Genomic DNA, 24738 nt, shown 5'->3' with positions numbered 1-24738 from the left:
ACGGATTAAAAGATTAAACTTCAGTTAGAATTACCTTCCATGTCTAAACAACTTGTTGTAATTAAGGTAAAATAAGGTACGACAGTTTTTAAAGTTCAGTCATGGGAGGTGCAGTTATGGACAAGGTACAGCATAAAAGAGAACAAGAACTGGCAACTGTGACTGAGATGATTGGCATTTTTTGCCATGATATCCATAAGACGGATGGGGAGCATCTCTGCCATGAATGTCAGGATCTTCTTGACTATGTGAAAAAAAGGGTGGCAGTTTGTCCCCGAATGGGTGAGAAAACCTTTTGCAGTGCCTGCGATACCCATTGCTATGCTCCTAATCGTCGGGAACGCATAAGAATGATAATGCGATACAGCGGTCCAAAGATGATGTTCCGTTCGCCACTTTTGGCAATTAAGCATAAGCTTACAGAATGGTTTGCAATAAAGCAAAAAATACTGTAGAATAGGTTTACAAACGGCTTAGGCTGTGTTAAAATGTCTTTAAATAGTGAGTTGATTATTAAAGAGTGGGTGCAAACCCGCTCTTTTGTCTTATGTTTAAGATTAAAAAATGAATATGCAAAGGGGGAACGTGTATGAGCAAACTTATAGAAGACACTGTGGAAAAAATTGTTGAAGAGCTTCTTGAGGGTACCAATATTGAGCTTGTGGCGGTTGAATACGTCCGCGAAAAAGACTGGTATCTGAGAGTGTTTATTGATAAAGAAGGCGGCATTGAATTAGATGATTGCCAGGAATTAAGTGGTCGTCTTGGTGATATCCTTGATGAAAAGGATGTTATCAAGGGTGCATATATGCTGGAGGTTTCGTCTCCAGGCCTTGACCGTGAGCTGAAGAAGGAAAAGGATTTCAGACGGGAACAGGGCAAAAAGGTTGATGTCAGCTTGTATGCCGCAGTGGATGGCAGCAAGGTATTAGTAGGTGTATTGAACGGCTATGATGGAGATAATATGACCATCGACGAGCAGGTAATTCCAATGGACAATGTTGCTCAGGTTCGTTTACATATAGATTTTTAGGAGGTTTTTTAGTGGCTACCAAATTGAAGAAGAGCAAGTCTGCAGCAGTGGCTGATACAGGCTTTATGGAGGCAGTTGAGGTTTTAGGAAAGGAAAAGGGCATTGCGCCGGAAATCCTGTTTGATGCAATTGACAAGGCATTGGCTTCTGCCTACAAGAAGAACTACAATAACGAGGCTAACTGCCGTGTAAGTCTTGACCGTCAGACTGGCGAATATCATGTATATGCAATTAAAGAAGTAGTGGATGAGGTTGAAAATCCTGTTACTCAGATTTCCCTGGGCATGGCTCAGCAGAAGTCAGCAGATTATGCTGTAGGTGATACTCTGGAGGAGGAGGTTACTCCTGCAAACTTCGGACGTATTGCGGCACAGAATGCAAAGCAGGTAGTTGTACAGGCTATTCGCGAGGCTGAGAGAGGTATTATCTTCAGTGAATATGTAAACCGTGCCAATGATATTATTACTGGCGTGGTACAGCGTGTAGAAAATAAGAATGTATATATTGACCTTGGTAAAACTGAGGCAATTCTCGGAGCCAGCGAGCAGATTCCACATGAGGTTTATGCTCCGAATGACCGTATTAAGGCTCTTATCATCGAGGTTAAGAACACCAACAAGGGTCCACAGGTTTTGGTATCCCGTACTCATCCAGGCCTTCTGAAGCGCCTCTTTGAGCTGGAGGTTCCTGAAATTCAGAGCGGTGATGTGGAGATTAAATCCGTTGCCCGTGAGCCTGGTATGCGTTCCAAGATTGCGGTTTATGCAGCAGACGAAAATATCGATGCTGTAGGCTCTTGCGTAGGTCCTCGCGGAACTCGCGTTCAGTCCATCGTCGAAGAACTGAGAAACGAAAAAATCGATATTGTTAAGTGGAGTGAAGATCCAGTACAGCTGATAGCCAATGCACTTAGCCCTGCAAAGGTTGTATCCGTAGCTATCAACGAGGAGGAAAAGCTCTCCCGCGTAATCGTTCCTGATTACCAGCTTTCCCTGGCTATCGGCAAGGAAGGACAGAACGCCCGCCTTGCAGCTAAGCTTACTGGCTGGAAAATCGATATTAAGAGTGAATCCCAGGCGGAGGAATTCGGCTTTGATGATGAGGAAAGCACTGAGGAGCTTAACCTTGATGTTTTCGCAGATGATGAGTTTGAGTCTGAAGAAGAGTAAGAAAAGTAAGGGTGACAGATATGGCAACAGTAAAGAAAATTCCAACCAGACTTTGCATAGGCTGTCAGGAGCAGCATCCCAAGAAGGAGCTGGTACGTATTGTACGCAGCCCGGAGGGGGATTTTTCCGTGGACCTTACCGGAAAGAAGGCAGGCCGGGGAGCATATATCTGCAATAATAAAGAATGCTTTGACAAGGCCGTAAAGGAACATCGTTTTGACCGTTCATTTAAGTGTACGGTAGATAAAAACATTTTTGATGAGCTGAGTGAGCAGCTTTTTAAATAAATTATGAATAAGACGAAAATACTGAATTTGCTTAGTATGGCACAGCGGGCCAATAAAGTGGTTTCCGGTGATTTTGCCGTAACGAAGGCAGTACAAGGACGAAAAGCCTTGCTGATGATTGTGGCGGAGGATGCCTCTGAGGAAACGAAGAAAAAATATCAGCGTATGGCGGATGATGCAGAAATAAACGTATATTATCTATTTGACAGAGAAGAACTTGGCCACTGTATAGGAAAGGATTTCCGGGCGGTGGCTGCCATAATGGATAAGGGCTTTGCGGATGCTTTATCCAAACTCTTTGAAGACAGATAGTCATTCGGGGGTGGATTGATGAGAATACATGAATTTGCAAAAGAAATAAATACAGAAAACAAGAAGATTATTGAGATATTAGAGCGAAATAACATTGCCGGAAAAAAACATTCCAGTTCCATCAGTGATAGTGAAAAGAAGCTGGTGCTTGATGCATTAAAGGGGGCTTCTACAGCGAAAAAGACTGAGGCTCCTAAAAAGACCGAGGCTCCTAAAAAGGCTGAAGCGCCTAAGAAGCCTGAAGCACCAAAGAAGCCACAGCAGGCGGAAAAGGCAAAGGCTCCTGAACAGAAGCATGAACATAAGCCGGAGCAAAGAGCTGAGCATAAGCCAGAGCAGAAAAAGTCCCATGACTCCAAGCATGGCGAGGCTCCAGCCAAGAAAAACAGCGGTTTCAGTGCTCCACGTCCAGTAAACAATAACGGCAGCCACAACAACCGCAATTTTGACCGCAACCGCAACAACGGTGAGCGCAAGAATTACGGTGGACAGGGTGGCTTTGAGCGTAACCGTAATGAGGGCGGCTATGATAACCGTCCACAGCAAGGCAGGAAGTCTGGTAGCCATATGAGCAAGCAGATGCCTGTAATGAACGAGGGCGGCCGTAATGATCGCAATGATCGTAATGATCGTAATGACCGCAACAGAAATGATAGAAATAATCGTATGGAGCGTAATGACCGTATGGAGCATAATGACCATATCCGCAATGGTAAGGATCGCAACAAGAACAACAGAAATAATAACTTTAAGAATGGCGGCGGCTTTAACAATAACAACAACCGCAATGGCAAGAATTTCCGCGGTAACAAGAACAACCGCAACAACAAGAATCAGCAGCCAGCTCCTAAGATGGAGATTGCCCGTCCTAAGAATATCAAGGTAGGAGAGACCATTGTTGTAAAGGACCTCGCCAGCAAGATTAGCTGTACTGCCGCTGATATCATCAAGAAGCTGATGTTGATGGGTGTTATGGCTACCATTAATCAGGATATTGATTTTGATACAGCTACTTTGGTGGCTGCTGAGTTCGGCGTAAATGTAGAAGAGCTTCCACCAGAGGTAGATCTTACTGAGATTCCTGAAATTGAGGATGATCCAAAGAGCCTTGTGCTCCGTCCACCTGTTGTTACAGTAATGGGCCACGTTGACCATGGTAAGACCTCCCTGTTGGATTGCATCCGTAGTTCCGCTGTTACCTCCACTGAGGCTGGCGGTATTACTCAGCATATTGGTGCATATCAGGTTATGTGCCAGGGCAAGAAAATCGTATTTTTGGATACCCCAGGCCATGAGGCATTTACTGCCATGCGTGCCCGTGGTGCCCAGGTTACCGATATTGCTATTCTGGTAGTTGCAGCAGATGATGGCGTAATGCCTCAGACCATTGAGGCAATTAACCATGCCAAGTCCGCTGAGGTGCCAATTATCGTTGCTATCAACAAGATTGATAAGCCAGGTGCTGATCCGATGCGCGTTAAGAATGAGCTCATGGAGCATGGTCTGGTTTCCGAGGATTACGGCGGAGATACCATTATGGTTGAGGTATCTGCCAAGAAGCGCATGAACATTGATGGGCTGCTGGAGATGGTCCTGCTGGTTGCAGAAATTCAGGAGCTGAAGGCCAACCCTAAGCGTGATGCCCGTGGTATTATCATCGAGGCACAGCTGGATAAGGGCCGTGGTCCTGTGGCAACTGTATTGGTTCAGAATGGTACTCTCCATATCGGTGATTCCATTATTGCCGGCACCTGCTATGGTAAGGTTCGTGCCATGGTGAACGATCGCGGTGAGAATGTGAAGAAGGCTGGCCCTTCCGTTCCTGTTGAGGTGCTTGGTTTTAATGATGTTCCATCTGCTGGTGATGAGCTGGCAGTTCTGGAAGAAAAGCTCTGCCGTACTATTGCCGAGAAGCGTATTGAAAAGCATCGTACTGAGCTTATTAGTAAAAGAAAGGTGTCCCTTGATGATCTGTTCAACCAGATTCAGGAGGGTCAGCTGAAGGATCTTAACATTTTGGTTAAGGCCGATGTTCAGGGCTCTGTTGAGGCATTGAACAGCTCCTTGCTGAGCCTTAACAAGAACGATGAGGTTCGCGTAAATATTATTCATTCCGGCGTAGGTGCAGTTAATGAGTCTGATGTTATGCTGGCTTCAGCTTCCAATGCCCTCATTATCGCCTTCAATGTCCGCCCTGATGCCAATGCCCGCCGCATTGCTGAAAGCGAGGATATTGATATCCGCACCTACCGTGTAATCTACGATGCACTTAACGATGTTAAGGACGCTATGTCCGGTATGTTGGCTCCTAAGTTCAAGGAAGTTATCCAGGGTGAGGTAGAAATCCGTCAGGTAATGGTATTCAACAAGACCTTGAAGGTAGCCGGTTCTTATGTCCTTGAGGGTAAGATTACCAACAAGTCCAAGATTCGTATTGTCCGTGATAACATTGAGGTCTTCGATGGTGAGCTGGAAGATCTGCGCCGTTTCAAGGATGCAGTAAAGGAAGTTACTGCCGGCTATGAGTGCGGTATCACTATTAAGGATTACAGCGACTTCCGTGAAGGCGATATTATTGAGGCCTACACCATGGAAGAAATTGAGACCAACATCAATGATGTGAACAAGGACTAATAGAGGAGGGCAAGTTTTATATGAGCCAGCTTCGTATTGAAAAGATTCAGGAGCTCATGAAGCAGGAAATCTCCCAGATTATTCTGCAGGAGCTGAAGGATCCCCGTATCGGCTTTGTGACTGTTACTCAGGTGGAGGTTACCAGAGACCTTAGCATTGCCAAGGTATTTGTCAGCATCATGGGCAACGATAAGCAGATAGAGGATACATGGAATGGTTTAAACAGCTCTCTGGGCTTTATCCGCCGTGAGGTGGGTCATCGCATCAGATTGCGGGTAACTCCTGAACTTAAATTTGTTCTGGACAAATCATTGGATTATAGTGACCATATTCAGAAGCTGCTCTTGCAGATTGAAAAAGAGCAGGAGCAGGGATAATGCTATGATAATATCTTTAAAGGAAACAGCAGACAAACTGATGGCAGCCAACAGCCTGATATTGACAGCCCATGTCAATCCAGATGGTGATGCCATCGGCTCCTGTCTGGGGTTAAAATTTATGCTGGAAAAGCTGGGGAAGAAGGTAAGAGTTCTTATTGATGATGACCTGCCTAAGTTCCTCAGTGTCCTTCCGGGTATAGATACTATTGAGAAGCCAGAAAATGAAAGCTATGAGGCCGATTATCTGGTTATTTTGGATGCCAGTCTTGATAGGGTTGGCAGTGTAATTGAAAAGTGCAAGGCTCCAAGATTAAATATTGATCATCATCGTACTAATGACAAAAAGGCAGATTTCCTCTACCTTGATGCCAAGCGTGCCGCTACTTGTGAGATTATTTATGAATTGGGCAAGGAAATGGGGGTAGAGTTTGATATAAACTCTGCCACCTCTATTTATACGGGTTTGGCCACGGATTCCGGCTATTTTAGATATTCCAATACCACCCCTCACACCATGAGGGCAGCAGCGGAGCTGATGGAAACCGGCATCAGACCTGAAAAAATTTCTGAGGCTATTGAAACCAAGGATTTTGATGTGGTACAGGGCATGGCAAAGGCGCTACAGACCATTGAGCTTCATGCTGATGGTAGAGTGGCTGGGCTGTTCCTAGACCATGAGCTGACAGAATCCTTAGACACCACCGAGGGGTTCATAGATCAGGTAAGGGTTATTGATGGTGTGGATGTGGCAATACTTTTAAAGGCCGTTGAGCCTGAGGTTTGTCGTGTAAGCATGCGTTCCAAAAAAACTGATGTGGCAAAAATAGCAGAATCCCTTGGAGGCGGCGGTCATATAAGGGCAGCCGGCTGCACTATTGAAAAGCCATTTAGTCGGGCCAAGACTGATATTTTGAAAGTAATTGAAGAATCATTGGCAGAATAAGGATGTTGCAACGAATGGAAGGTTTTATTAATTTCCTTAAACCACCGGGAATGACATCACATGATGCTGTGGGATTGGTACGCCGTGTGCTCCATGAAAAGCATGTGGGCCATGCGGGTACCCTTGATCCCGGAGCAGCTGGGGTATTGCCTATAGCAGTAGGCAAAGCTGCCCGTTTGATAGAATACCTTGATAACGTAAGCAAGTCCTATAGAGCAGAAATGCTCTTAGGTGTGGAAACCGATAGCGGCGATGATACGGGCAAGGTGACAGAATGGGCAGAAGATTTTGAGATGCCAGACATACAGAAGGTGGAAAGTGTATTTAGGGATTTCACCGGGAATATTGCTCAGGTGCCTCCAGCTCATTCCGCTATAAAGATAAATGGCCGTCGGGCCTGTGATTTGCTCCGTCAGGGAATTAAGGTAGATATTCCGTCAAGACGGGTGGAGATTCATAGTCTGCGCCTTCTTGAAAAGGATGATACAAAAAGAACATTGCTTTTTGATGTAGATTGCTCCAAGGGGACTTATATCCGCTCCCTGTGTCAGGACATGGGGCAGGCCTTGGGAATACCATCAACAATGTCTTTTTTGGTACGGACAGCAGTAGGGAAATTCCAGCTTTCTGAGGCAGTATCTGTAGAAGAGCTTAAGGAGCTGGGAGAGGGTGTGTTACTTAATCCTGAGGAATATATTGGCCACATTAGGCGCTATAACATTAATCCTAAGCGCAGAAACGCTTTTTGTAATGGCCTTTCCTCTGATGACAGAAGCTTTGATGGTGGTTCCTGTTCTCAGGACAAAATAATTCTTAGGGTTTATGCCCAGAATGAATTTCTTGGTATTGGACATTACGACAGAAAAAATAAGACTATAGTCCCAGATAAAGTTTTGGCTGTAAATAGCTAATTAATGTACGTTTATAATTATAAGCCTGTGACCCCTTGAATTATATATTGTACTTACATTAATAGTTTTGTATAATTAAAGGTAGTGTAGTATAAAGGGGTGGTATACCATGGATAAGGACAATAATCCAAATACAGTGAAGCTCCGTTCAGAAATGGAGCTCAGTTATAAGATTATTGATGCTTTATGCTACAGCTATCAAGGGGTGTACTACGTGAATCTCTCCACGGGGCAGGTGCGGAGTTACCGCATGGCCAGATTCGTCCGTGATAAATTTGGTGACCAGTTTGCCACTGGGGATTATGAAACCCATATATACAATTTCGTTCGAAATGCGGTATATAGAGAGGATCAAAGGCTTTTTGAACCAATCCTTACTATATCAAATCTCAAGAAGATATTTTCTCGTCAGATGTCCTATGGCTTTGGCTATCGAACCTATACCAATGAGGAAATACACTATGGCCAGTGTGAGGTTTTGAAGGTTCTGGATTCCAATGATGAGCTTGTTATGGCCTTCAAGAGTATGGACAAGCAGCATCAGCAGGAAGAGAAACTATATGAAGAAGAACGAAAAATTGTAGAGGCCATGGGACAGCAATTAAATGATGTTGCCCGTGGGCCCTTGCTTAATATCATAGAGCAGTCCAAGGCAGCCAGGGAAGCCGCTGTTCGACATGAGGATATCAGCGAGTATATGGATACTATTCATCAGGATGGTGAAAGGCTTCTTGGCATTTTAAATCTCATTTTCTCCAAGGAAAATACCGATAGAGAAAAGATAGAGGAGACCATTATGCAGTTAGGCTCCCTGCGAGAGAAATGATGTTTGATTCAATTATTTTTTGCAGGTAATTCCAAGGATGTGATTTCTTGTTTGCGACTAAAAAAATCGAGAAAAGAGAATCATACACCTCAGCTCCCTCAACGTCATGGTGCAGCCTTATAGCTATAGGGTCATCTACTGGTGGTACGGAAGCATTGTCTGAAATTTTGTCAAAGCTGAAGCCACCTCTGCCACCTGTTATGGTGGTGCAGCACATTAGTGCTACTTTTTCCAAGCTTTTTGCTGCCCGTTTGGACAGGGAGTGTGAGCTGACAGTAAAGGAAGCGGTGGAGGGTGAATACGCCAAGCCAAATACAATTTATATAGCTCCTGGTGACAAGCATATGTCCATTACCGGTTCGCCGGGATCTATCTGTATTCACTGCAAAGCTGGTGAACGTATTCACGGTGTATTATCATCGGCAGATGTGCTTTTTGAATCTGTTGCCAAAGTTATTGGTAATAAAGCGGTGGGGGTTATTCTCACTGGGATGGGTGTTGATGGAGCAGCCAAGCTATTGGAGATGCGCCAGGCCGGTGCCCGTACCTTGGGACAGGATGAGGCCTCCTGTGTTGTATATGGTATGCCTAAGGCAGCCTTTAATATGGGGGCTGTGGAACGACAGGTCAGCTTGCAAAACATGGCCAACGAAATAACTAAATTAGTATATTCTAGCAGATAAGACACGACTGAGAAGGTTAGTATTGCTTTTCAGTCGTGTTTTTTTTGTTGCAAAAAAAGTCGAAGTTTACTAAATTTTCATACAAAGTTCAATTTTTCTGACAATTGTATAATATTTTGGCTTGTTTACTATTATTGCTGACTATAAAATATGTGTAAAGATACCAAATAATAGATAATACGAATGGAGGAGAGGGCAATGAGTGTTGCCATCACGGCAGATAAAGTGGTTAAGCGTTATGGTGATCTGACAATTATACCCCAGCTGACCCAGAACATTAAAAACGGGGAGTTCTTCACCTTGTTGGGGCCTTCGGGCTGTGGCAAGACTACGCTTTTGCGTATGATTGCAGGATTTAATAGTATTGAGGGCGGCCAGATTCGCTTTAATGATCAGGTAATTAATGACATTCCGGCCCATAAGAGAAATATTGGTATGGTATTCCAAAGCTATGCAATATTCCCACATCTCACTGTGCGGGAAAATGTGGAATACGGTTTAAAGCTTCGCAATATGCCAAAGGATGAGATGAAGACCAAGGTGGACAAGATTCTCGATGTGGTACAGATTACGGAGTATCAGGACAGACTTCCAGAGCGACTGTCCGGCGGTCAGCAGCAGCGTGTGGCACTTGCCCGTGCCATCGTTATTCATCCAAGTGTACTGCTGATGGATGAGCCTCTGTCCAATCTGGATGCCAAGCTGCGTGTGGAGATGCGCTCGGCTATCCGGGAGGTACAGAAACAGGTTGGCATTACCACTGTTTATGTAACCCATGACCAGGAAGAAGCTCTGGCAATTTCTGATAGAATCGCTGTCATGAAGAAGGGTGTTATTCAACAGACGGGCACACCACATACTATATATACCCGTCCATACAACGTGTTTGTAGCAACCTTTATCGGTCATTCCAATCTCTTTAAGGGACGCATTGAGGAAGCTAACGGCGGCAAAGCAGTAGTTTTTGCAGATGGCTTCGTCCTTCCAATGAGTACCATTGGGGAAGAGGGAAAAATCGGCGATGATGTTACCATTGCAGTACGTCCGGAAGAATTTTCCATCTGTGGAGAAGGTCATGGTATTAAGTGTAAAATTAAAACCAAGGTTTTCTTGGGCAAATATATTACTTATGGACTTGATTTTCCAGATGATATGCTGGTTCCTGACCAGCCTGCTATTGAGTATAGCCAGGATTTGGGACATGCAGAAAAGGTTCTGGAAATCGGAGATACGGTATATCTGAAGCCTAATGCCGCCAAGATTAATGTATTCCGTGCAGATGGCAGCAAGAGCCTTATGGAAGGTGTGGTGGAAAATGAATAAGAAATTCCAATGGGACTTCTGGGCTTGGATAACCCTGCTTTCCATAGTTATCTTTGGACTATTTCTGATTTATCCGCTGTTCTCCCTGTTCCTCAGTGCATTTCAGGATGCCACTACCGGGGCTTTCACCATGGAGAACTTCACCCACTTCTTTGAAAGGAAGTATTACTACCAGTCCATGATTAACAGCTTCAGCGTTACCGCCTGTGTGACGGTGCTGGCGGTAGTTGTGGGCACGGCCTTGGCTTATTTTATGACTCTGTTCAAGGTTCGGGGCAAGGGAATTGTGGAAATCTGCATTATCATTTCTTTGCTTTCACCGCCATTTATCGGTGCTTACTCCTGGATTTTAATCGGTGGTCGCAGCGGTATTTTGACCCAGTGGCTGGCCGGTATGGGTATAGAATTCCCGTCTATCTACGGTTTTGCCGGGATATTGCTGGTTCTGACCTTGAAGCTATATCCGTTCATCTACCTCTATGTGGCCGGAGCCATGAAAAATATTGACTCAGCCTTGATTGAAGCAGCAGAGAGCTTGGGATGCAGCGGTATCAAAAAAGTGGTTACCATTATGTTGCCACTGATTACGCCAACCATACTTGCCGGAGCCTTAATGGTATTTATGAATGCTATGGCAGATTTTGGTACACCAATGTTGATTGGTGAGGGCTTCAACGTTATGCCGGTTATGATTTATTCTGAGTTCATCAACGAGGTTGGTGATCAGGCTAACTTTGCAGCGGCTATGGCAGCTATTATGGTATTGATTACCTCCACCATCTTTATGCTGCAGAAATATGTAGTAAATAAGAAATCCTTCACCATGAGTTCCCTGCGGCCTTTGCCTGTGGGAGAGATGAAGGGTATCAAGAATGTGGTTATGCATCTGTGTATCTATCTGCTGGTGGCTTTATCCATGATTCCTCAGCTGGTAGTTATCTACACTTCTTTCCTTAAAACTAACGGTGCCATTTTCGTGGATGGTTATTCCTTGGACAGCTACCGCACGATATTTGGTTCCTTGGGAACAGCTATCAGTAACACTTACATTTTTAGTACCGCAGCCATGGCTGTAATTGTGTTCCTGGGCATGACGGTGGCATATCTGACAACCCGCAAGAAGAGCTGGCTGACTGATATCATTGATACCTTGACTATGTTCCCTTATATCATTCCAGGCTCCGTACTTGGTATTACCCTGCTCCTGGCCTTCAATGATGACCCTATGCTTCTGTCAGGCACAGCGCTTATTATCATCATTTCACTGGTTATCCGACGTTTGCCATACACCCTCCGTTCCAGCTCAGCTATCCTTTATCAGCTGAGTCCGAGTCTGGAGGAGGCATCCATAAGCTTGGGGGCATCACCGCTTAAAACCTTCTTCAAGGTTACGGCAGTGATGATGTTGCCAGGTGTAATGAGTGGAGCTATTATTTCCTGGATTACGGCTATTAACGAATTGAGTTCCTCGGTTATCCTCTTTACTGGAGCCACTAAAACCATGTCGGTTGCCATTTATACCGAGGTTATTCGTGCCAGCTACGGCACAGCAGCGGCTCTGTCTACTATACTTACGATAACGACCATCACGGCCATGGTTATCTTCTTTAAGGTGTCCGGCCGCCGGGATGTTACGTTATAAACGCTTTAGGCGTTATAGTACTATAACTTTTTTTAAGGAGGTTTCATTATGAAGCTGAAAAAACTTATTGCCGGACTTTTAGGTGCGGCAATGCTCACCGTCGGTCTCGCTGGTTGCGGCGGTGGCGGTGACAAGGATGCGGCTAAGCCTGCAGGTAACGACGAGAACAAAGTCGTAATTTACTGTCCGCATCCACTGGCCTTTATCAATCCATTGGTAGAGGAGTTTGAGAAGGAAAGCGGCGTAAAGGTTGAGGTAGTAGCCGCTGGTACTGGTGAGCTTTTGAAACGTGTGGAATCGGAAAAAGCAAACCCATTGGCCGATATCTTCTGGGGTGGCTCTCTTTCCACTGTAAAGCCTAAGGCTGCACTCTTTGAGGAATATCGTTCCATTAATGAAGACCATATTCAGAAGGATTTCAAGAATGTGGAAGGCTCCATTACCCGCTTCACCGATATTCCAAGTGTTATCATGATTAACACTAACCTGATTGGTGATGTTAAGGTAGAAGGCTATGAGGATTTGTTGAATCCTGCGCTCAAGGGTAGAATCGCTTTTGCTGATCCATCTAAATCTTCTTCTTCCTATGAGCATCTGATTAACATGCTCTATGCTATGGGCAATGGCAATCCTGACAATGGTTGGGATTATGTAACTAAGCTGTCCAAGAATCTCGATGGCAAGCTGCTGTCCGGTTCTTCTGCTGTATACAAAGGCGTTGCTGACGGTGAATATGCTGTAGGTCTTACCTTCGAAGAAGGTGGCGCAAAATATGTTGCTGACGGTGCGCCTGTTAAGCTGGTTTACATGAAGGAAGGCGTTATTTCCAAACCAGATGGTATCTATATCATCAAGAATGCTAAGCACATGGAAAACGCTAAGAAGTTCATCGATTTCATTACCAGCAAGAAGGCTCAGACTCTGATTACTCAGAAGCTGCATCGCCGTAGTGTTCGCGATGACGTAGATGCACCTGTAGGTCTCCTGCCAAAGGCTGAGATTAAGTCCATCACTGATGACGAGGAAGTAGTAAACAAGAATAAGAAGGCATGGCTGGATAAGTTCAGAGATATCTTCACCAGCGTGCAGTAATTTGAACGTGTAGTAATTAGACCCATCATATAGCGTGGAAAGCCAAAGTATGTTCTGTTTAGGCAATTGGCTTTTCACGCTATTTTGTTTCATTTATATAATTGGAAGATTATTCTTTTCTTCTAAAGAAGAAAAAATTGAACAATGGCGTTATAATATAGTTGTAACATTTTACGAAAGGAGCGGCCCGTCATGCACCGTTATTTTGAATCCCGTCTGCAGCGGACGTTGGCCTGGTATGCTTTAGTACCAGTGTTGATAATGGTATTTCTGGGGTCGTTGTTAATGCTGGATAGCTGGCGGTATGCAGTTATACAGGTTAACCACGAAGCACGGGAGCTGGCGGCAGATGTCCTTTCTAATATCAGCAAGGAATTTTTGCATCGTTCTGAGGTAGAAGCAGAATTTCTGGGGACTGTGCCGGCTCTTTCCCTTTGGGAGAGTGATAAGGCTTTACGGGCGGAGGCTTTTGCCAGACTCTATTCTGATACCAGTTATCGTGGAGTGGAGTTTTACTTGTTGGATACCAAGGGAAGGATCATTCTGGGGAGCAAGGATAAATTGCCAACTAATTTATTCCCAGTGGAACGTGATTGGGGTATATGGTCGCGGTTGGCTGATCAGCCTGGGCTTCCAAAGCATGAATTTTTGCTGCAGCCAGATGGACAGGATTTAGTCTGTGGTCAGGCAGTTTGTATCAAGGGGCAGGTAGCAGGCTATTTGATTTATATTTTGCCGGCTAGTTATTTGCAGCAATTGGTTGGGGATGGCCGCTCAGGTATTATTCTGTCCGATAAGCTGGATAATGCCCGGTTGGTAAAAGCAGCTGATGAGGTGGTAGATCATCGTAAGGTTCTAGGGGATTTTGCCCAAAAGCAAAATGGTCTTGTGTCTACCAACAAGGGAATTTACTATGTTTCACAACAGGATATAGATTTTGGCGGTGAAAGCTATCGACTCCAGTCCATATCGAGAGTTTCAGACCTGCTAATGCGTTATGCCATTGGGGCGGGGGCAATTTTACTGGCTGTATTGTTCATGGTGCCTTTGATTTTGCGCAGTATTGCCCAGGAAACCAAGATGACCAGTCAGGCCATAGACCATCTTACTGTCATTGCGGAATTGCGGGAGTTGGAATCACAGTTCAACCCTCATTTTCTTTTTAATACCCTGGAAAATATTAAATTCATGGTGCGCTTGGATCCTGGGGCGGCTACCGAGATGATTATGGCCCTGTCGACCTTATTGCGATATAGTATTACCAGTAGCGGTCAGCAGGTGGAGCTTCAGGAGGATATAAAATATCTGGAAAGCTACATAAAAATCCAACAGTATCGCTTTGGCAGTCGGTTGGAATTTGATGCCCATATTGAACAGGCAGCCCGTTCAGCCGCTATTCCAAAGCTGCTCTTTCAGCCGCTATTGGAAAATGCCATCAAATATGGTGAGGATGAATGTGGCAAGCTAAAGATTAGTTTTCAGGTGGGGATTTCAGACGGGCAGCTACATGTATTGGTAAAGGATGCTGGTCGTGGTATAGAAGATGAGAAATTGGCCCAGCTGCGAAAACTTTTGGAAAGCAGTGAAAATGATACGGGACATTGGGGACTATTCAATGTGCAGCGGCGTTTGCAGCTGATTTATGGCACGGATTATGGTTTAACAATTAGCTGTCCCCATGATGGCGGCACGGAAATTCGCCTGAGTTTGCCTCTGGCGAAGAAGGAGCGGAAAGATGCTTAATTTGGTTATTGTGGAAGATGAAGAAATAATACGTCGTGGGCTGGTGTGTACCATTGACTGGCTGAAAATGGGGGCCAAGGTGGTGGGAGAAGCTGCTAACGGCAAGGAGGCCTTGGAGGTCATTGCAGCTACTAAACCGGACGTTGTACTAACGGATATAAAGATGCCGGTGATGGATGGTATTGCCATGACAGAAGCGTTAAAGGCTGCGGACAATCCTGCCAAAATAATTTATCTCACCAGCTATGCAGATTTTTCGTATGCCCAGCGGGCATTACAGCTGGATGTTACTGACTACCTGCTTAAACCCGTTAATGAGACGGATTTAACAAATGCTTTGGCGAAAATTGACGGACACAGGGAAGTCAAGAAAAGTGAGGAATTATCTTGGGATGAGGGCCTGCGGGCGGCATATCATACAGGGAACCCTTATGTTCAAAAGGTTCTGAAACGCATTGAAGAGGGCTTTCAGGGGCGTCTGAGCGGTGAGGCTATAGCTGAAGAGCTGGGAGTTTCTTTTAGTTATCTTTCGAGGAAGCTAAAGGAGGAAACGGGACTGACCTTTGGTGGCCTTTTAACCCAGTATCGGTTACAGCAGGCCATAGAAATGCTCCAGGCGGGTACATGGAGGGTCTATGAGGTGGCAGAGCAGACGGGCTTTGGCGACTATAAAAATTTCACCCAGGCATTTAAGAAGTACCTTCATACTACACCTAAGGCGTTTATGCAGGAAATAACTGTGGGTATTAAGCTGTGAGGAGTTGTGATTATGGGAAAATATACAGGAAAAATGATTATTTCTGATTTGGATGGTACCCTAATTCCCCGTGATGGTGTGATTTCACCAGAAAATAAGGCTGCCATTGAAGAATTTGTTAAAGGTGGTGGACACTTTGCCATCGCCACCGGCCGCACACCGGAAGCGGCGGCAGGTTATGTCAAGGGCTTGCCAATTAATGCTCCTTCGGTGTTCTTTAATGGTGCCATGCTTTATGATTGGGAGCAGAAAAAAGTCATTAAAACCTTGCCACTGACCGCTGTTGACAGCAAAAAGCTGTGGCCACAGTTTGCCCAGCAGGCCTTGATAGAATTTCCTGAAGCCTGCTTGGAGGTTTATACTGCTGAAAACTGTCATATTATTACACCAGAGGCCAATGATGATCCACGCTTGCCTAATGAGTTTTATAGCTATGGCCATACGGATTTGTCACAGCTTACAGATACGGTGAAGACACCATGGCTGAAATTTTTTGCCTGTGACAAGCATGAGCATTTGGAGAAATATGTGGCTTTGGCGGAAAGAATGGGAGTAGCAGAACTGGCCAATGGCTTTTACTCTGAGGATAATTACTATGAATTTGTAGCCAAGAATGTCTCCAAAGGCTCTATGCTATCCTTTATCAGAGAAGAGCTGCCGGGGGTTGAGATTATTGCTTGTGGTGATTATCTTAACGATAATGAAATGCTGGCCGCCGCTGATATTGGCGTAGCTCCGGCCAACGCCCATGAGGATACAAAAAAAATAGCACAGCATATTGGCTGTGCTGTGGAAGACCATTTGCTGGCCTGGATTATAAAAAATATTGCTTAAATCGACAAAAGGCCCCCATGTGATTTCATGTTGGCAAAAATGCGATTAGAAGAGGGTATATAGAATTGGAGGAAGACTATGGAAAAAGCATTCGCAATCCCAATATCCAGGCGTGACTTCATGAAACTGGCGGGACTTACGGCGGCGGGAACATTGCTCGGCGTCCAGGATAACGTCCCAAAGGCGGAGGCTTCCGCCGCTCCAGCGCATAGGGTTGATTTTGAAAAGGCTGCTATTCCAACGCTTTTTAACGTCGATGTCTGCGTGGTTGGTGGCGGCTCGGCGGGTACTGCGGCTGCTGTTACCGCTGCGCAAAAAGGAGCGAAAGTTGTCCTTGTGGAGCGGGGCATTTCCCTTGGAGGACTGGCGACCCAAGGTTGTGTGTATCCTTGTATGCCTACTTTTATAGATGGTAGTGATACCCCCTATATCAAAGATTTGAATAGACGCATGGAAAAGCAAGGGATATCGCCATTTTACGAAGTAATAGATACCGATACCTTTTACGGAGGCGGCAGAGCGCGATATATACCGGAATATCTTTCACTCGTCTACGATGAAATGTGTGAAGAAGCGGGAGTCCGTATTCTTTATAGCACTTCCCTAGTGGGAGTTGTGACGACTGGAAGGCGAATCGTCTCCGCTGTTGTCCAAACCGTAGAAGGACTGGCAAAGATACAAGCAAAGGTTTTCATCGATGCCACGGGAGATGCGTTGCTTTCGCGGCTGTCGGGGGTTCCAACGGAAAAAGGTTCGGAAAAAACGGGACATAACCAGCCCATGAGTCTGCGTTTTGAAATGGGCGGTGTCGATTTGGGCAAGGTCTACAATTTTTCTTTACACCTTTTGAAAGACTATAAAAAAGGAATTTTCGATGAAATGACGGAAAAAGCTTTGAAGGAACATAGGCCCCCATTCATCGAGTTCGAAAAATGGAAAAATAATGAGTATTTCTTCCAGAATGCCGTTTCCCGAGGGGATTTGACACAGGATGATGTCGTATACATTCAAGCCTTTTCGATTCCCGGTAAGCCCAATGTAATGTCCATGAACTGTCCGGAGCTGCCGCTCCTGTCCTTCAGTTCCACGGATGCGGTTTCTAAGAGCGAGGCAATCAGTTTTGGCCGCAAAATGATGCGGCGTTTGGCAACTTTTTTCATTCATAATGTATCCGGGTTTGAGCACGCATATATCAGCCGCGAAGCCAGCATGGTGGGAGTGAGGGAATCCTGGCGGATTCGGGGGAAATACTACATGGAGGCCGACGACTATCTAAAGGCTCATCATTTCCCCGATGCTGTCTGCCGTACGGCATATCCCATCGATATTCATGATGTGAAGCTGGCGGTCTTTGAAAAGCTGAAGAAGGGACAATACTACGAAATCCCCTATCGCGCCTTGGTGACAAACGAGATTTCCAACCTTTTGGTAGCTGGACGCTGCGCCAGCGGCAGTTTCGCAGCTCAAGCATCCTTCCGAATCCAACCAACCTGCATGAGCATGGGAGAAGCGGCGGGAATCGCGGCTGCTTGGGGGATTTCTCACGGAATAGATGCTAACGCCCTGAGCTGGGAAGATATTCCTGCAGAAGAGCGAAGCTATGTGAGCGAAGGGTAAGGAGACTTTGTGATATTTTACATTGAAGAATATGAAAAGTATGAATAGAGGGCACCTGCCAGCAGGATACTCATGGAAAAGAAGCCTGCAATAAGGGTAAGAAAAATATGTTTTTTAGGGTTAAAAAATCCGAAGAAGCTCTCCATTTTGGAGCTGTAGGTGTTATTAACCATCACATAAGGTACATTCTCAAAAACTGGTTCTGCATCTATTGTTTGACCATTACCATAGCTGCCTTCACCCCGATAACCAGGCGCATTGGATTCACCATTGTAACCATGCTCCCCGTGGTAAGAAAGATTATTTTCCACAATCCCATCAGGATTGGAGCGGATATATCCGTTTACGTGTTCAATTTCGCCTGTAGGGGAGATGCGTTCATAGGCATTTACATGGTGATAGCCACTAGGGGCCTTGACATAGCCGTCGTGTCCGGCATATCCTTCATTACTTATGTATCCATCATGGCTCATATAACTATCTTGGGCAATGGCTGTATCATGAACAACATCACCCTCCGGTGCAAAATCTCCTTGATGCATGTAATCTCCGCCAGCACCATCAGCAATTATACCATCAGCTGATACCAGTTTCAGAAAGGGCAAAATCAAAGCGATAATAACCAGAGGAATACTTCCCATAATATTTAATGCTCCGGTTGCAGTATATCCATTTCGGTACTGCCAATAGAGCAGAAACTGGAAAAAAAAGGCGATTACGCAGGCGGTAAAGGTAAGCTGAAAGCAGGTGTAAAACAAATCAAGCTGAAGACCTCCAAGCCATGTGGTAGGGACAGAGGTTATAAGGTATCCGCCAGCCTTATATATGGGGTCAAGTAAAACAAAAATCTTCTCATCATATATGGCATAGGCAAGACCATAGACCAAAAGGCCGGAAATAACAGCCCGCCAGTTTTTCAGTACAAAGCCAATTCTTGCAAAAAATAATCCCAGCATAATAATAAATGCCACTGGTGCCAAAAAGGGCAACAGAGAAACAATGCCAAAGGCTATAATGGAAAAGACCAGCATCATGGCCAGCATACGCCAGGCAGTGGCCAAAAAGAAAAGGACAAAGAAAATAACTACAATGGTTGGGTTGAAATCAAATACTAACAAATATGTCAGAAAGCCCAAAAGCGACAAAACACTGGAAATATTTTGCCATGATTTAAGTTGCTTTATTACCCATTCAGATCGTGTCATAAGAAAAAACTCCTAACTTTACTTAATTGCACAAAGGAAAGTATAGCATAGGAGTTTATATATGTCGAATTGTTTTGGGACTTATCGTCTACAAAGTAATCTGCTTTTTAGCAGGATAATTGTCATGCTTTGGCGAATAGAGAAGGAGCAGATTTTGTGTAAAGGCTGATGAAAGATGTATTGAAGGAGAGTTTTGACATGAAAGTTCTTATCATTAATGGAAGTCCTCGAATTGGCGGTAATACGACTGTGGCAGTAAATGAGCTGGTGAAAACCCTTAAAGGAGAGGGGGTAGAATCAGAGGTTGTGCAGATTGGCAAAAAGGCAATACGAGGCTGTATAGGCTGTTATTCCTGTGCAGAGAACAAAAAATGTGTTTTTGATGATGAGGTAAACCAACTGGCTCCGAGGTTTGAGGAAGCTGATGGACTTGTGGTGGCAACACCTGTGTATTATGCTTCACCTAACGGTACGGTGCTTTCATTTTTGGACCGTTTGTTCATGAGCTGTAAATTTGATAAGACAATGAAAGTGGGGGCCGGAATAGCTGTGGCACGTCGGGGCGGCTGCTCGGCAACCTTTGATGCTCTTAACAAATATTTTACTATTTGTGGAATGCCTGTAGTTTCCAGCCAATATTGGAACAGTGTCCATGGTGCAGGAAAGGGAGAGGCTGAGCAGGATGGTGAGGGGTTGCAGACCATGCGTACCTTGGGGAAAAATATGGCATTTTTGATGAAAAGTATTGCTCTTGGCAAGGAGAAATTTGGCTTGCCGGAACAGGAAGCATGGCAGCCGACAAACTTCATCAGATGATAACAAACGAAAATTTTCGACTATAGCATATAGCAACACAAAAGCAGAGCTGGAAGGCTCTGCTTTTTAAATACCCTGATATTAATATTGATTCAATCGGAACGATGTTCCGGAGCAATTCGTCTGTAGTAGCACCAAATGGCAAGGCTATAGCCTGTTATCATAATTATAGTCATGGGTAGGGGGGTATCATCACCTGCTATACCCACCAGAGGCATTATTGCTCCACCAAGGAGCAATTGGGAAAAGCCTAAAAACGCCGAGGCACTGCCGGCGTTATGGTCCTGCTTGGCAAGGGCCATAGAAAAGCTTGAGGCTCCAATTACAGAAAGTGGCACAATAGTTACAAACAAGACCGGATAGATTATAAATATTGACCCATCTGCAAGAAACAGGATAAGCAGCAGGATACTGCCCAGAAAAGAGATATGCGTGGCGTATTTTAATAGCTTTATATCGGATATACGTCCAGCAAGCCTGGCTGCAAGGCTGCCCATTAACATTAATCCTAAACCGATTCCACCGAAAATAAGGCTATATGTTTGGGGTGATACTCCGCAAATGTTCTGAAACAGGAAAGCTGAACCCGCAATATAGGAAAAAAATGCACCGAAAATAAAGCATTGAAGCAGACAATGACTGAAAAAATAGCGGTCGTGCAGAAGCTCAGGATATTTTCGGAATGCAGAGTAAATGTGTTTAATTCGCTTTTGGGCAGGTAGGGTTTCTGTGAAGAAAAATGTCGAGATAGCCAGCATAATGCCGATGAAAAACAGCAACACAAAAACATCCCGCCAGGTTCCAAAGTATAGTATTTGTCCACCAATAATTGGAGAGATAATCGGTGCAAGTCCGTTTAGCATGATTAATATTGCAACGAAACGGGTTAATTCTGCTCCCTCATAAATATCACGGGCAATGGCCATGGCAATAACAATGCCACTGGCTCCGCTTAATCCCAACAAAAAGCGGCAAAGCAAAAATAACCATATATTTTCAGCGTAGATACAGCCTAGTGACGCCAGACAAAAAAATATCATGCCAAGGAGCAGGGGGGAGCGACGTCCCATATAATCACTGATGGGCCCTGCGACAATTTGTCCAAAAGCAATACCTACTGTTGTCATGGTCAGTGTTAGCTGCACCAATGAAGTGGAAATGGAAAAATGAGAGTGCAGCATTGGCAAAGCAGGTAAATACATATCATTGGCCAGTGGCGCAAGGGCAGTGAGTAATGCAAGAAATAATGCCAGACGAAGCTGTTTTATTTTTATACGTTCCATAAAAAACCTTTTCAGCGATGAATAATCTAGGGTAAAGACACAATACTCAAGTTTTACATAGCATAGTGCAGGAATAAATCCTTTTTGTGTCGAAGAACAAAGGACAGTTTAATTTTATCATATATGGAGGTCAAAAATGCTACAAATCGAAGAATATGATGATAATCACAATTATAGAAGATTGGTCAATGATTCACAAATATTTCATAACGCCCTGCAGTATGTGCTGAGAGGTGAAACAAGATTTCACGTACAAAATGAGGGTTCAAAGGATTTTGACCTTGTATATATCGATAATGATAAAAAGGCAAAAAGTGATGTCAGCTTTCCTGACAGTGATTTTTACCGGGATGAAATCATATATCCACCATATTATTTTTACGACGAAAAGGATTTGGAGAAAATCAATCTCTATTTACTGGATGGCTTTGAAGAGATTTTCTTTGAAGATGCCAATGAATATACCATTTCAGTTGCCATGTTGGCAATCAAGCATACTTCTCTGACCGTTCGTTTTAAGGATATCAACGTGCTGCTGTTTCCATGGCTAAAATCTCAGGTAACAATTGGTGATAAGCCGTTGTCAGATAAAACTATTTATGTTCAGAAAAACTATTATTCTGATCTCACAAAGACGGACCATTTCTCATCATTAAGCCTTTTTCATTGCCTGTTTTTATTTCAGTGGTTAACAGATCTGCCTAAAAAGCAGATTAAATATTTGGAGTTGTCCATTAGGCGAACAGAGGGAATAGGCAGCATTTTGTCATCCTACAACAAGGCAAGGCAGGCATTACAAAGACATAATATAAAAGTCGTTTTGGAGCCGAATAGTACCCGATACAGGCAGTCTACGCTCAGCAAATATTTTTCCGTTGAAGAAGCTCCGGCAGATATGGATGATACCAATACCATATACGTAAAATGCTTTAATTGTTTTATTCTGACATCATTTATTGATCGGCATGAGGCTAATATCGATCTTACCACCTTGAATCCTGTTTTTTTACAACAGATGAAGGAATATGCAGATGCGATCATAGAAAGTAAAAAAATACTTGGGGTTCTTCTTAGGGGAACTGACGTTATATTGGCAAATTACGTGGGGCTTTATCGTCCTGTGAATATTGATGCTTGCATCAGAATTATTGATGAGAGGCTAAAGCAATATAATTATGATAAGATTTTCCTGGCTACGGAAGACAGCTATTATCTTAAACGCATGCGTGATGCCTTCCCGCATAAAATCATAGCCATAGCTCAGGAGCGTCACTCCAGAGATGAGTTTAAAAATGTAAAGTATATATCTGACCTGGAGAAATGCAAAAGTAGCGGTGGCAATTATTATAATAGAGTAGAGGATAATTTGGTTAATTATATTTATGCAATGTATATGTTGGCCAGATGTGAGAGCCTGATAGCAAATTGTATGTGTAGTGGGGTAAATATTGCAACAGCATTCAATGGGGGAAAATATGTCCGCAAAGAGATAGCAAGTGCTATGCTCAGATAGTATTACAATAAGGCTGGAAATTTAGTATAGCAGCAGCATCACCAGCCCACCGGAGGCTGACATGGCTACCATAAAGAATTTTAATATTGGGCGGGGTGCCAGACGGGTGAGTTTTGCACCTAGATAGGCACCTACTGCCTGTCCTACAAGGGTCTGGATGAATATCCACAAATCCAGCTGGCCATTTAAGAAGTAGCCCAAGCCTCCTGCAATGGATATGGGGAGAATTACCATCATGCAGGTTCCAATGGCGTAAAGAACGGGAACGCCAAATATTATCATAAGAGTCAGCTGTATAAAAGCAGCTGCACCGATACCAAAGGCACCGGATATAAGGCCGTTCACACAGCCGGCTATACTTCCGTAGATGTAGAGCTTATGACCGTCGAGAAGTCCTGCCCTGGGAGGAAAGTGCTTATTAAGCCACTGTGGCTGATAAACCTTTGTGTAAAGAAGAACGGCGGACAGTACCATGATGGAGCCGGACATTTTTCCCAATATATCAGAAGGAATAATATTGGATATATTGGCTCCCATAAAGGCACCTACCATACCGCTGATACCCAGCACAGCACCTGTTTTGGGAATAACATTACCCTCCTTGAAGTGGCTGAGCGCCCCTGACATGGTGGTAAATACCATGGCGGAAAGGGCCACCGCCAGGGCAGTGTGTATAGGCACCCCAAAGCCCACAGCCAAAAGGGCAATGGTAATACCAGCCCCGCCAATTCCAATAAAGCCAATTATCATACCCATTATTAGCATGGAAACAAATAACATAATTATTACCTTCTATCTGATTTTTTACAGTATATGAAAGTATATCATAGGGGTATGTTGTTGTCTAATGTAAAATGGAGTAGTTTAAAATGAAAAAGATTCGTATTACGGTTATGAGGAAGGCCTGTTATCAGGATCTGATGGAAAAATATGAAAATCCTATAGAGCATGCCTGTGATATGGAGGAGGGGCAGGTCTTTATTGCCAATGGGTGGCAGCGGCCGAAAGGTCTTTGCGAAAGTGCCTGGGAAAGCATGTCTCCCTTCGTTATGACACTTGCCCACGGGGGAGAGAATATCTATGACGGCTGGATGAAAAATCCCCGCTCTGCCATGATATCCTGCAATGATGGCTTTCGCCCCGTCAGCTTTTTCATTGAAACCTTAGAGGAAGAATGAGGTAGGTCATAGCATTAAAGATTGCATCGGTATAATTTTTTCTATATTAAAATTGGGTGAAAATTCAAAATAGTTTCATAGTTCTATTGTGGGAATATGAACAATTGTATATAATGAGGTGAAGATATCACCTCATTGAAACGCTGATAGGAAGATTTTTCTTTTGGAAAAGAAAAATCTTGAACAATGGCGTTATAATGTGTGTATATGGAATTCGGGGGCAGAGGAGCAAATGGCGTCTCTGCCATGTTGAATTGGAAAAATGAATAGCAACCTGGTAATATGTAAAGCTCATTTTTCAAAAGTTTTGCAAGCAAATCCTTAAATTAGCGTGCACTTAACAGGCCCCTGGACAGTAAACCTAAAATCCAGAAGGCTTGTTCGTAAAATATTAAGATTGGCCTACTCTGTTTTCGGAGTAGAGCTGATTCTTGGCCAGCAATCCAAAAATCAACTTTATTGCTTTACGAGCTGTGAGAGCGAGTGCACGTTTATGCTGATGGGTTTTAACCTCAGCGTATTTCTTGTAGTAAAACTCACTGTATTCTTGGCAGTGT

Annotated in this window: 24 protein-coding genes; 21 read left to right on the top strand and 3 right to left on the bottom strand. The window is 44.2% G+C overall.

Annotated elements, in window-relative coordinates; all coding sequences use genetic code 11:
• The first annotated feature begins 116 nt into the window (after positions 1 to 116).
• The 18 genes from B6K08_RS08650 to B6K08_RS08565 all read left to right on the top strand — a co-directional run bounded on the left by B6K08_RS08650 (position 117) and on the right by B6K08_RS08565 (position 18186).
• Positions 117 to 455, top strand: coding sequence for a nitrous oxide-stimulated promoter family protein (locus tag B6K08_RS08650; RefSeq protein ID WP_039208118.1), 339 nt, complete (start codon positions 117 to 119; stop codon positions 453 to 455).
• Between the two features lie 134 nt (positions 456 to 589).
• Positions 590 to 1033: a ribosome maturation factor RimP gene (locus tag B6K08_RS08645; RefSeq protein ID WP_080325929.1), complete on the top strand. Its 444-nt coding sequence runs from the start codon at positions 590 to 592 to the stop codon at positions 1031 to 1033.
• Between the two features lie 65 nt (positions 1034 to 1098).
• The gene (gene nusA, locus B6K08_RS08640) at positions 1099 to 2202 is read left to right on the top strand and encodes a transcription termination factor NusA (protein WP_037329669.1); all 1104 of its coding nucleotides are present in this window, start codon (positions 1099 to 1101) and stop codon (positions 2200 to 2202) included.
• A 20-nt stretch (positions 2203 to 2222) separates the two neighbouring features.
• The gene (gene rnpM / locus B6K08_RS08635; protein WP_027396164.1) at positions 2223 to 2489 is read left to right on the top strand and encodes an RNase P modulator RnpM; all 267 of its coding nucleotides are present in this window, start codon (positions 2223 to 2225) and stop codon (positions 2487 to 2489) included.
• 3 nt (positions 2490 to 2492) lie between these two features.
• Positions 2493 to 2801, top strand: coding sequence for a L7Ae/L30e/S12e/Gadd45 family ribosomal protein (locus B6K08_RS08630; RefSeq protein ID WP_080325928.1), 309 nt, complete (start codon positions 2493 to 2495; stop codon positions 2799 to 2801).
• Between the two features lie 18 nt (positions 2802 to 2819).
• Entirely contained in the window at positions 2820 to 5435 is a 2616-nt protein-coding gene (gene infB, locus B6K08_RS08625; RefSeq protein ID WP_080325927.1) for a translation initiation factor IF-2, read from the top strand.
• 20 nt (positions 5436 to 5455) lie between these two features.
• Positions 5456 to 5812, top strand: coding sequence for a 30S ribosome-binding factor RbfA (rbfA, locus tag B6K08_RS08620; protein ID WP_027396162.1), 357 nt, complete (start codon positions 5456 to 5458; stop codon positions 5810 to 5812).
• A 4-nt stretch (positions 5813 to 5816) separates the two neighbouring features.
• The gene (locus B6K08_RS08615) at positions 5817 to 6758 is read left to right on the top strand and encodes a DHH family phosphoesterase (protein WP_080325926.1); all 942 of its coding nucleotides are present in this window, start codon (positions 5817 to 5819) and stop codon (positions 6756 to 6758) included.
• A 14-nt stretch (positions 6759 to 6772) separates the two neighbouring features.
• The gene (gene truB, locus B6K08_RS08610; RefSeq protein WP_080325925.1) at positions 6773 to 7669 is read left to right on the top strand and encodes a tRNA pseudouridine(55) synthase TruB; all 897 of its coding nucleotides are present in this window, start codon (positions 6773 to 6775) and stop codon (positions 7667 to 7669) included.
• Positions 7670 to 7778: 109 nt separating this feature from the next.
• Positions 7779 to 8495 (top strand): ATP-binding protein, encoded by a 717-nt coding sequence (locus B6K08_RS08605; RefSeq protein ID WP_080325924.1) that lies wholly within the window; start codon positions 7779 to 7781, stop codon positions 8493 to 8495.
• Between the two features lie 47 nt (positions 8496 to 8542).
• Entirely contained in the window at positions 8543 to 9178 is a 636-nt protein-coding gene (locus B6K08_RS08600; protein ID WP_080325923.1) for a CheB methylesterase domain-containing protein, read from the top strand.
• A gap of 198 nt (positions 9179 to 9376) precedes the next feature.
• Positions 9377 to 10501 (top strand): ABC transporter ATP-binding protein, encoded by a 1125-nt coding sequence (locus tag B6K08_RS08595; RefSeq protein WP_080325922.1) that lies wholly within the window; start codon positions 9377 to 9379, stop codon positions 10499 to 10501.
• Positions 10494 to 12143, top strand: a complete 1650-nt coding sequence (locus B6K08_RS08590) for an ABC transporter permease (RefSeq protein ID WP_080325921.1) — start codon at positions 10494 to 10496, stop codon at positions 12141 to 12143. Before B6K08_RS08595 ends, B6K08_RS08590 begins: the two co-directional genes overlap by 8 nt.
• Before the next feature lie 48 nt (positions 12144 to 12191).
• Positions 12192 to 13235 (top strand): ABC transporter substrate-binding protein, encoded by a 1044-nt coding sequence (locus B6K08_RS08585; RefSeq protein ID WP_027396156.1) that lies wholly within the window; start codon positions 12192 to 12194, stop codon positions 13233 to 13235.
• Positions 13236 to 13427: 192 nt separating this feature from the next.
• Positions 13428 to 14978, top strand: coding sequence for a sensor histidine kinase (locus B6K08_RS08580; RefSeq protein WP_039208214.1), 1551 nt, complete (start codon positions 13428 to 13430; stop codon positions 14976 to 14978).
• Complete coding sequence (locus B6K08_RS08575) at positions 14971 to 15735, top strand: response regulator transcription factor (protein ID WP_039208212.1); 765 nt, start codon at positions 14971 to 14973, stop codon at positions 15733 to 15735. The genes B6K08_RS08580 and B6K08_RS08575 overlap by 8 nt, the downstream gene beginning before the upstream one ends.
• 12 nt (positions 15736 to 15747) lie before the next feature.
• Positions 15748 to 16569, top strand: a complete 822-nt coding sequence (locus B6K08_RS08570) for an HAD-IIB family hydrolase (protein WP_080325920.1) — start codon at positions 15748 to 15750, stop codon at positions 16567 to 16569.
• 78 nt (positions 16570 to 16647) lie between these two features.
• Entirely contained in the window at positions 16648 to 18186 is a 1539-nt protein-coding gene (locus B6K08_RS08565) for an FAD-dependent oxidoreductase (RefSeq protein WP_234985324.1), read from the top strand.
• A gap of 17 nt (positions 18187 to 18203) precedes the next feature.
• On the opposite strand, the gene B6K08_RS08560 is transcribed toward B6K08_RS08565, so the two are convergent.
• The gene (locus B6K08_RS08560; protein WP_080325919.1) at positions 18204 to 19391 is read right to left on the bottom strand and encodes a DUF3892 domain-containing protein; all 1188 of its coding nucleotides are present in this window, start codon (positions 19389 to 19391) and stop codon (positions 18204 to 18206) included.
• A gap of 198 nt (positions 19392 to 19589) precedes the next feature.
• On the opposite strand from B6K08_RS08560, the gene B6K08_RS08555 reads away from it, so the two are divergent.
• Positions 19590 to 20207, top strand: coding sequence for a flavodoxin family protein (locus B6K08_RS08555; protein WP_039207230.1), 618 nt, complete (start codon positions 19590 to 19592; stop codon positions 20205 to 20207).
• A 92-nt stretch (positions 20208 to 20299) separates the two neighbouring features.
• Here B6K08_RS08555 and B6K08_RS08550 read toward each other — a convergent pair whose 3' ends face one another.
• Complete coding sequence (locus B6K08_RS08550; RefSeq protein ID WP_039207232.1) at positions 20300 to 21490, bottom strand: multidrug effflux MFS transporter; 1191 nt, start codon at positions 21488 to 21490, stop codon at positions 20300 to 20302.
• Between the two features lie 136 nt (positions 21491 to 21626).
• Between B6K08_RS08550 and B6K08_RS08545 the strand changes: the two genes are divergently transcribed.
• Positions 21627 to 23003, top strand: a complete 1377-nt coding sequence (locus B6K08_RS08545) for a hypothetical protein (protein WP_039207234.1) — start codon at positions 21627 to 21629, stop codon at positions 23001 to 23003.
• A gap of 21 nt (positions 23004 to 23024) precedes the next feature.
• On the opposite strand, the gene B6K08_RS08540 is transcribed toward B6K08_RS08545, so the two are convergent.
• Positions 23025 to 23783, bottom strand: a complete 759-nt coding sequence (locus tag B6K08_RS08540) for a sulfite exporter TauE/SafE family protein (RefSeq protein WP_080325918.1) — start codon at positions 23781 to 23783, stop codon at positions 23025 to 23027.
• Between the two features lie 89 nt (positions 23784 to 23872).
• Between B6K08_RS08540 and B6K08_RS08535 the strand changes: the two genes are divergently transcribed.
• Complete coding sequence (locus B6K08_RS08535; RefSeq protein ID WP_039207239.1) at positions 23873 to 24181, top strand: TIGR04076 family protein; 309 nt, start codon at positions 23873 to 23875, stop codon at positions 24179 to 24181.
• The last annotated feature ends 557 nt before the right edge of the window (positions 24182 to 24738 follow it).

The organism is Anaerovibrio lipolyticus DSM 3074 (genome assembly GCF_900141865.1).
Classification (GTDB): domain Bacteria; phylum Bacillota; class Negativicutes; order Selenomonadales; family Selenomonadaceae; genus Anaerovibrio; species Anaerovibrio lipolyticus.
Note: the sequence above shows the minus strand (reverse complement) of the source record. Positions and strands in the feature narration are given on the sequence as shown.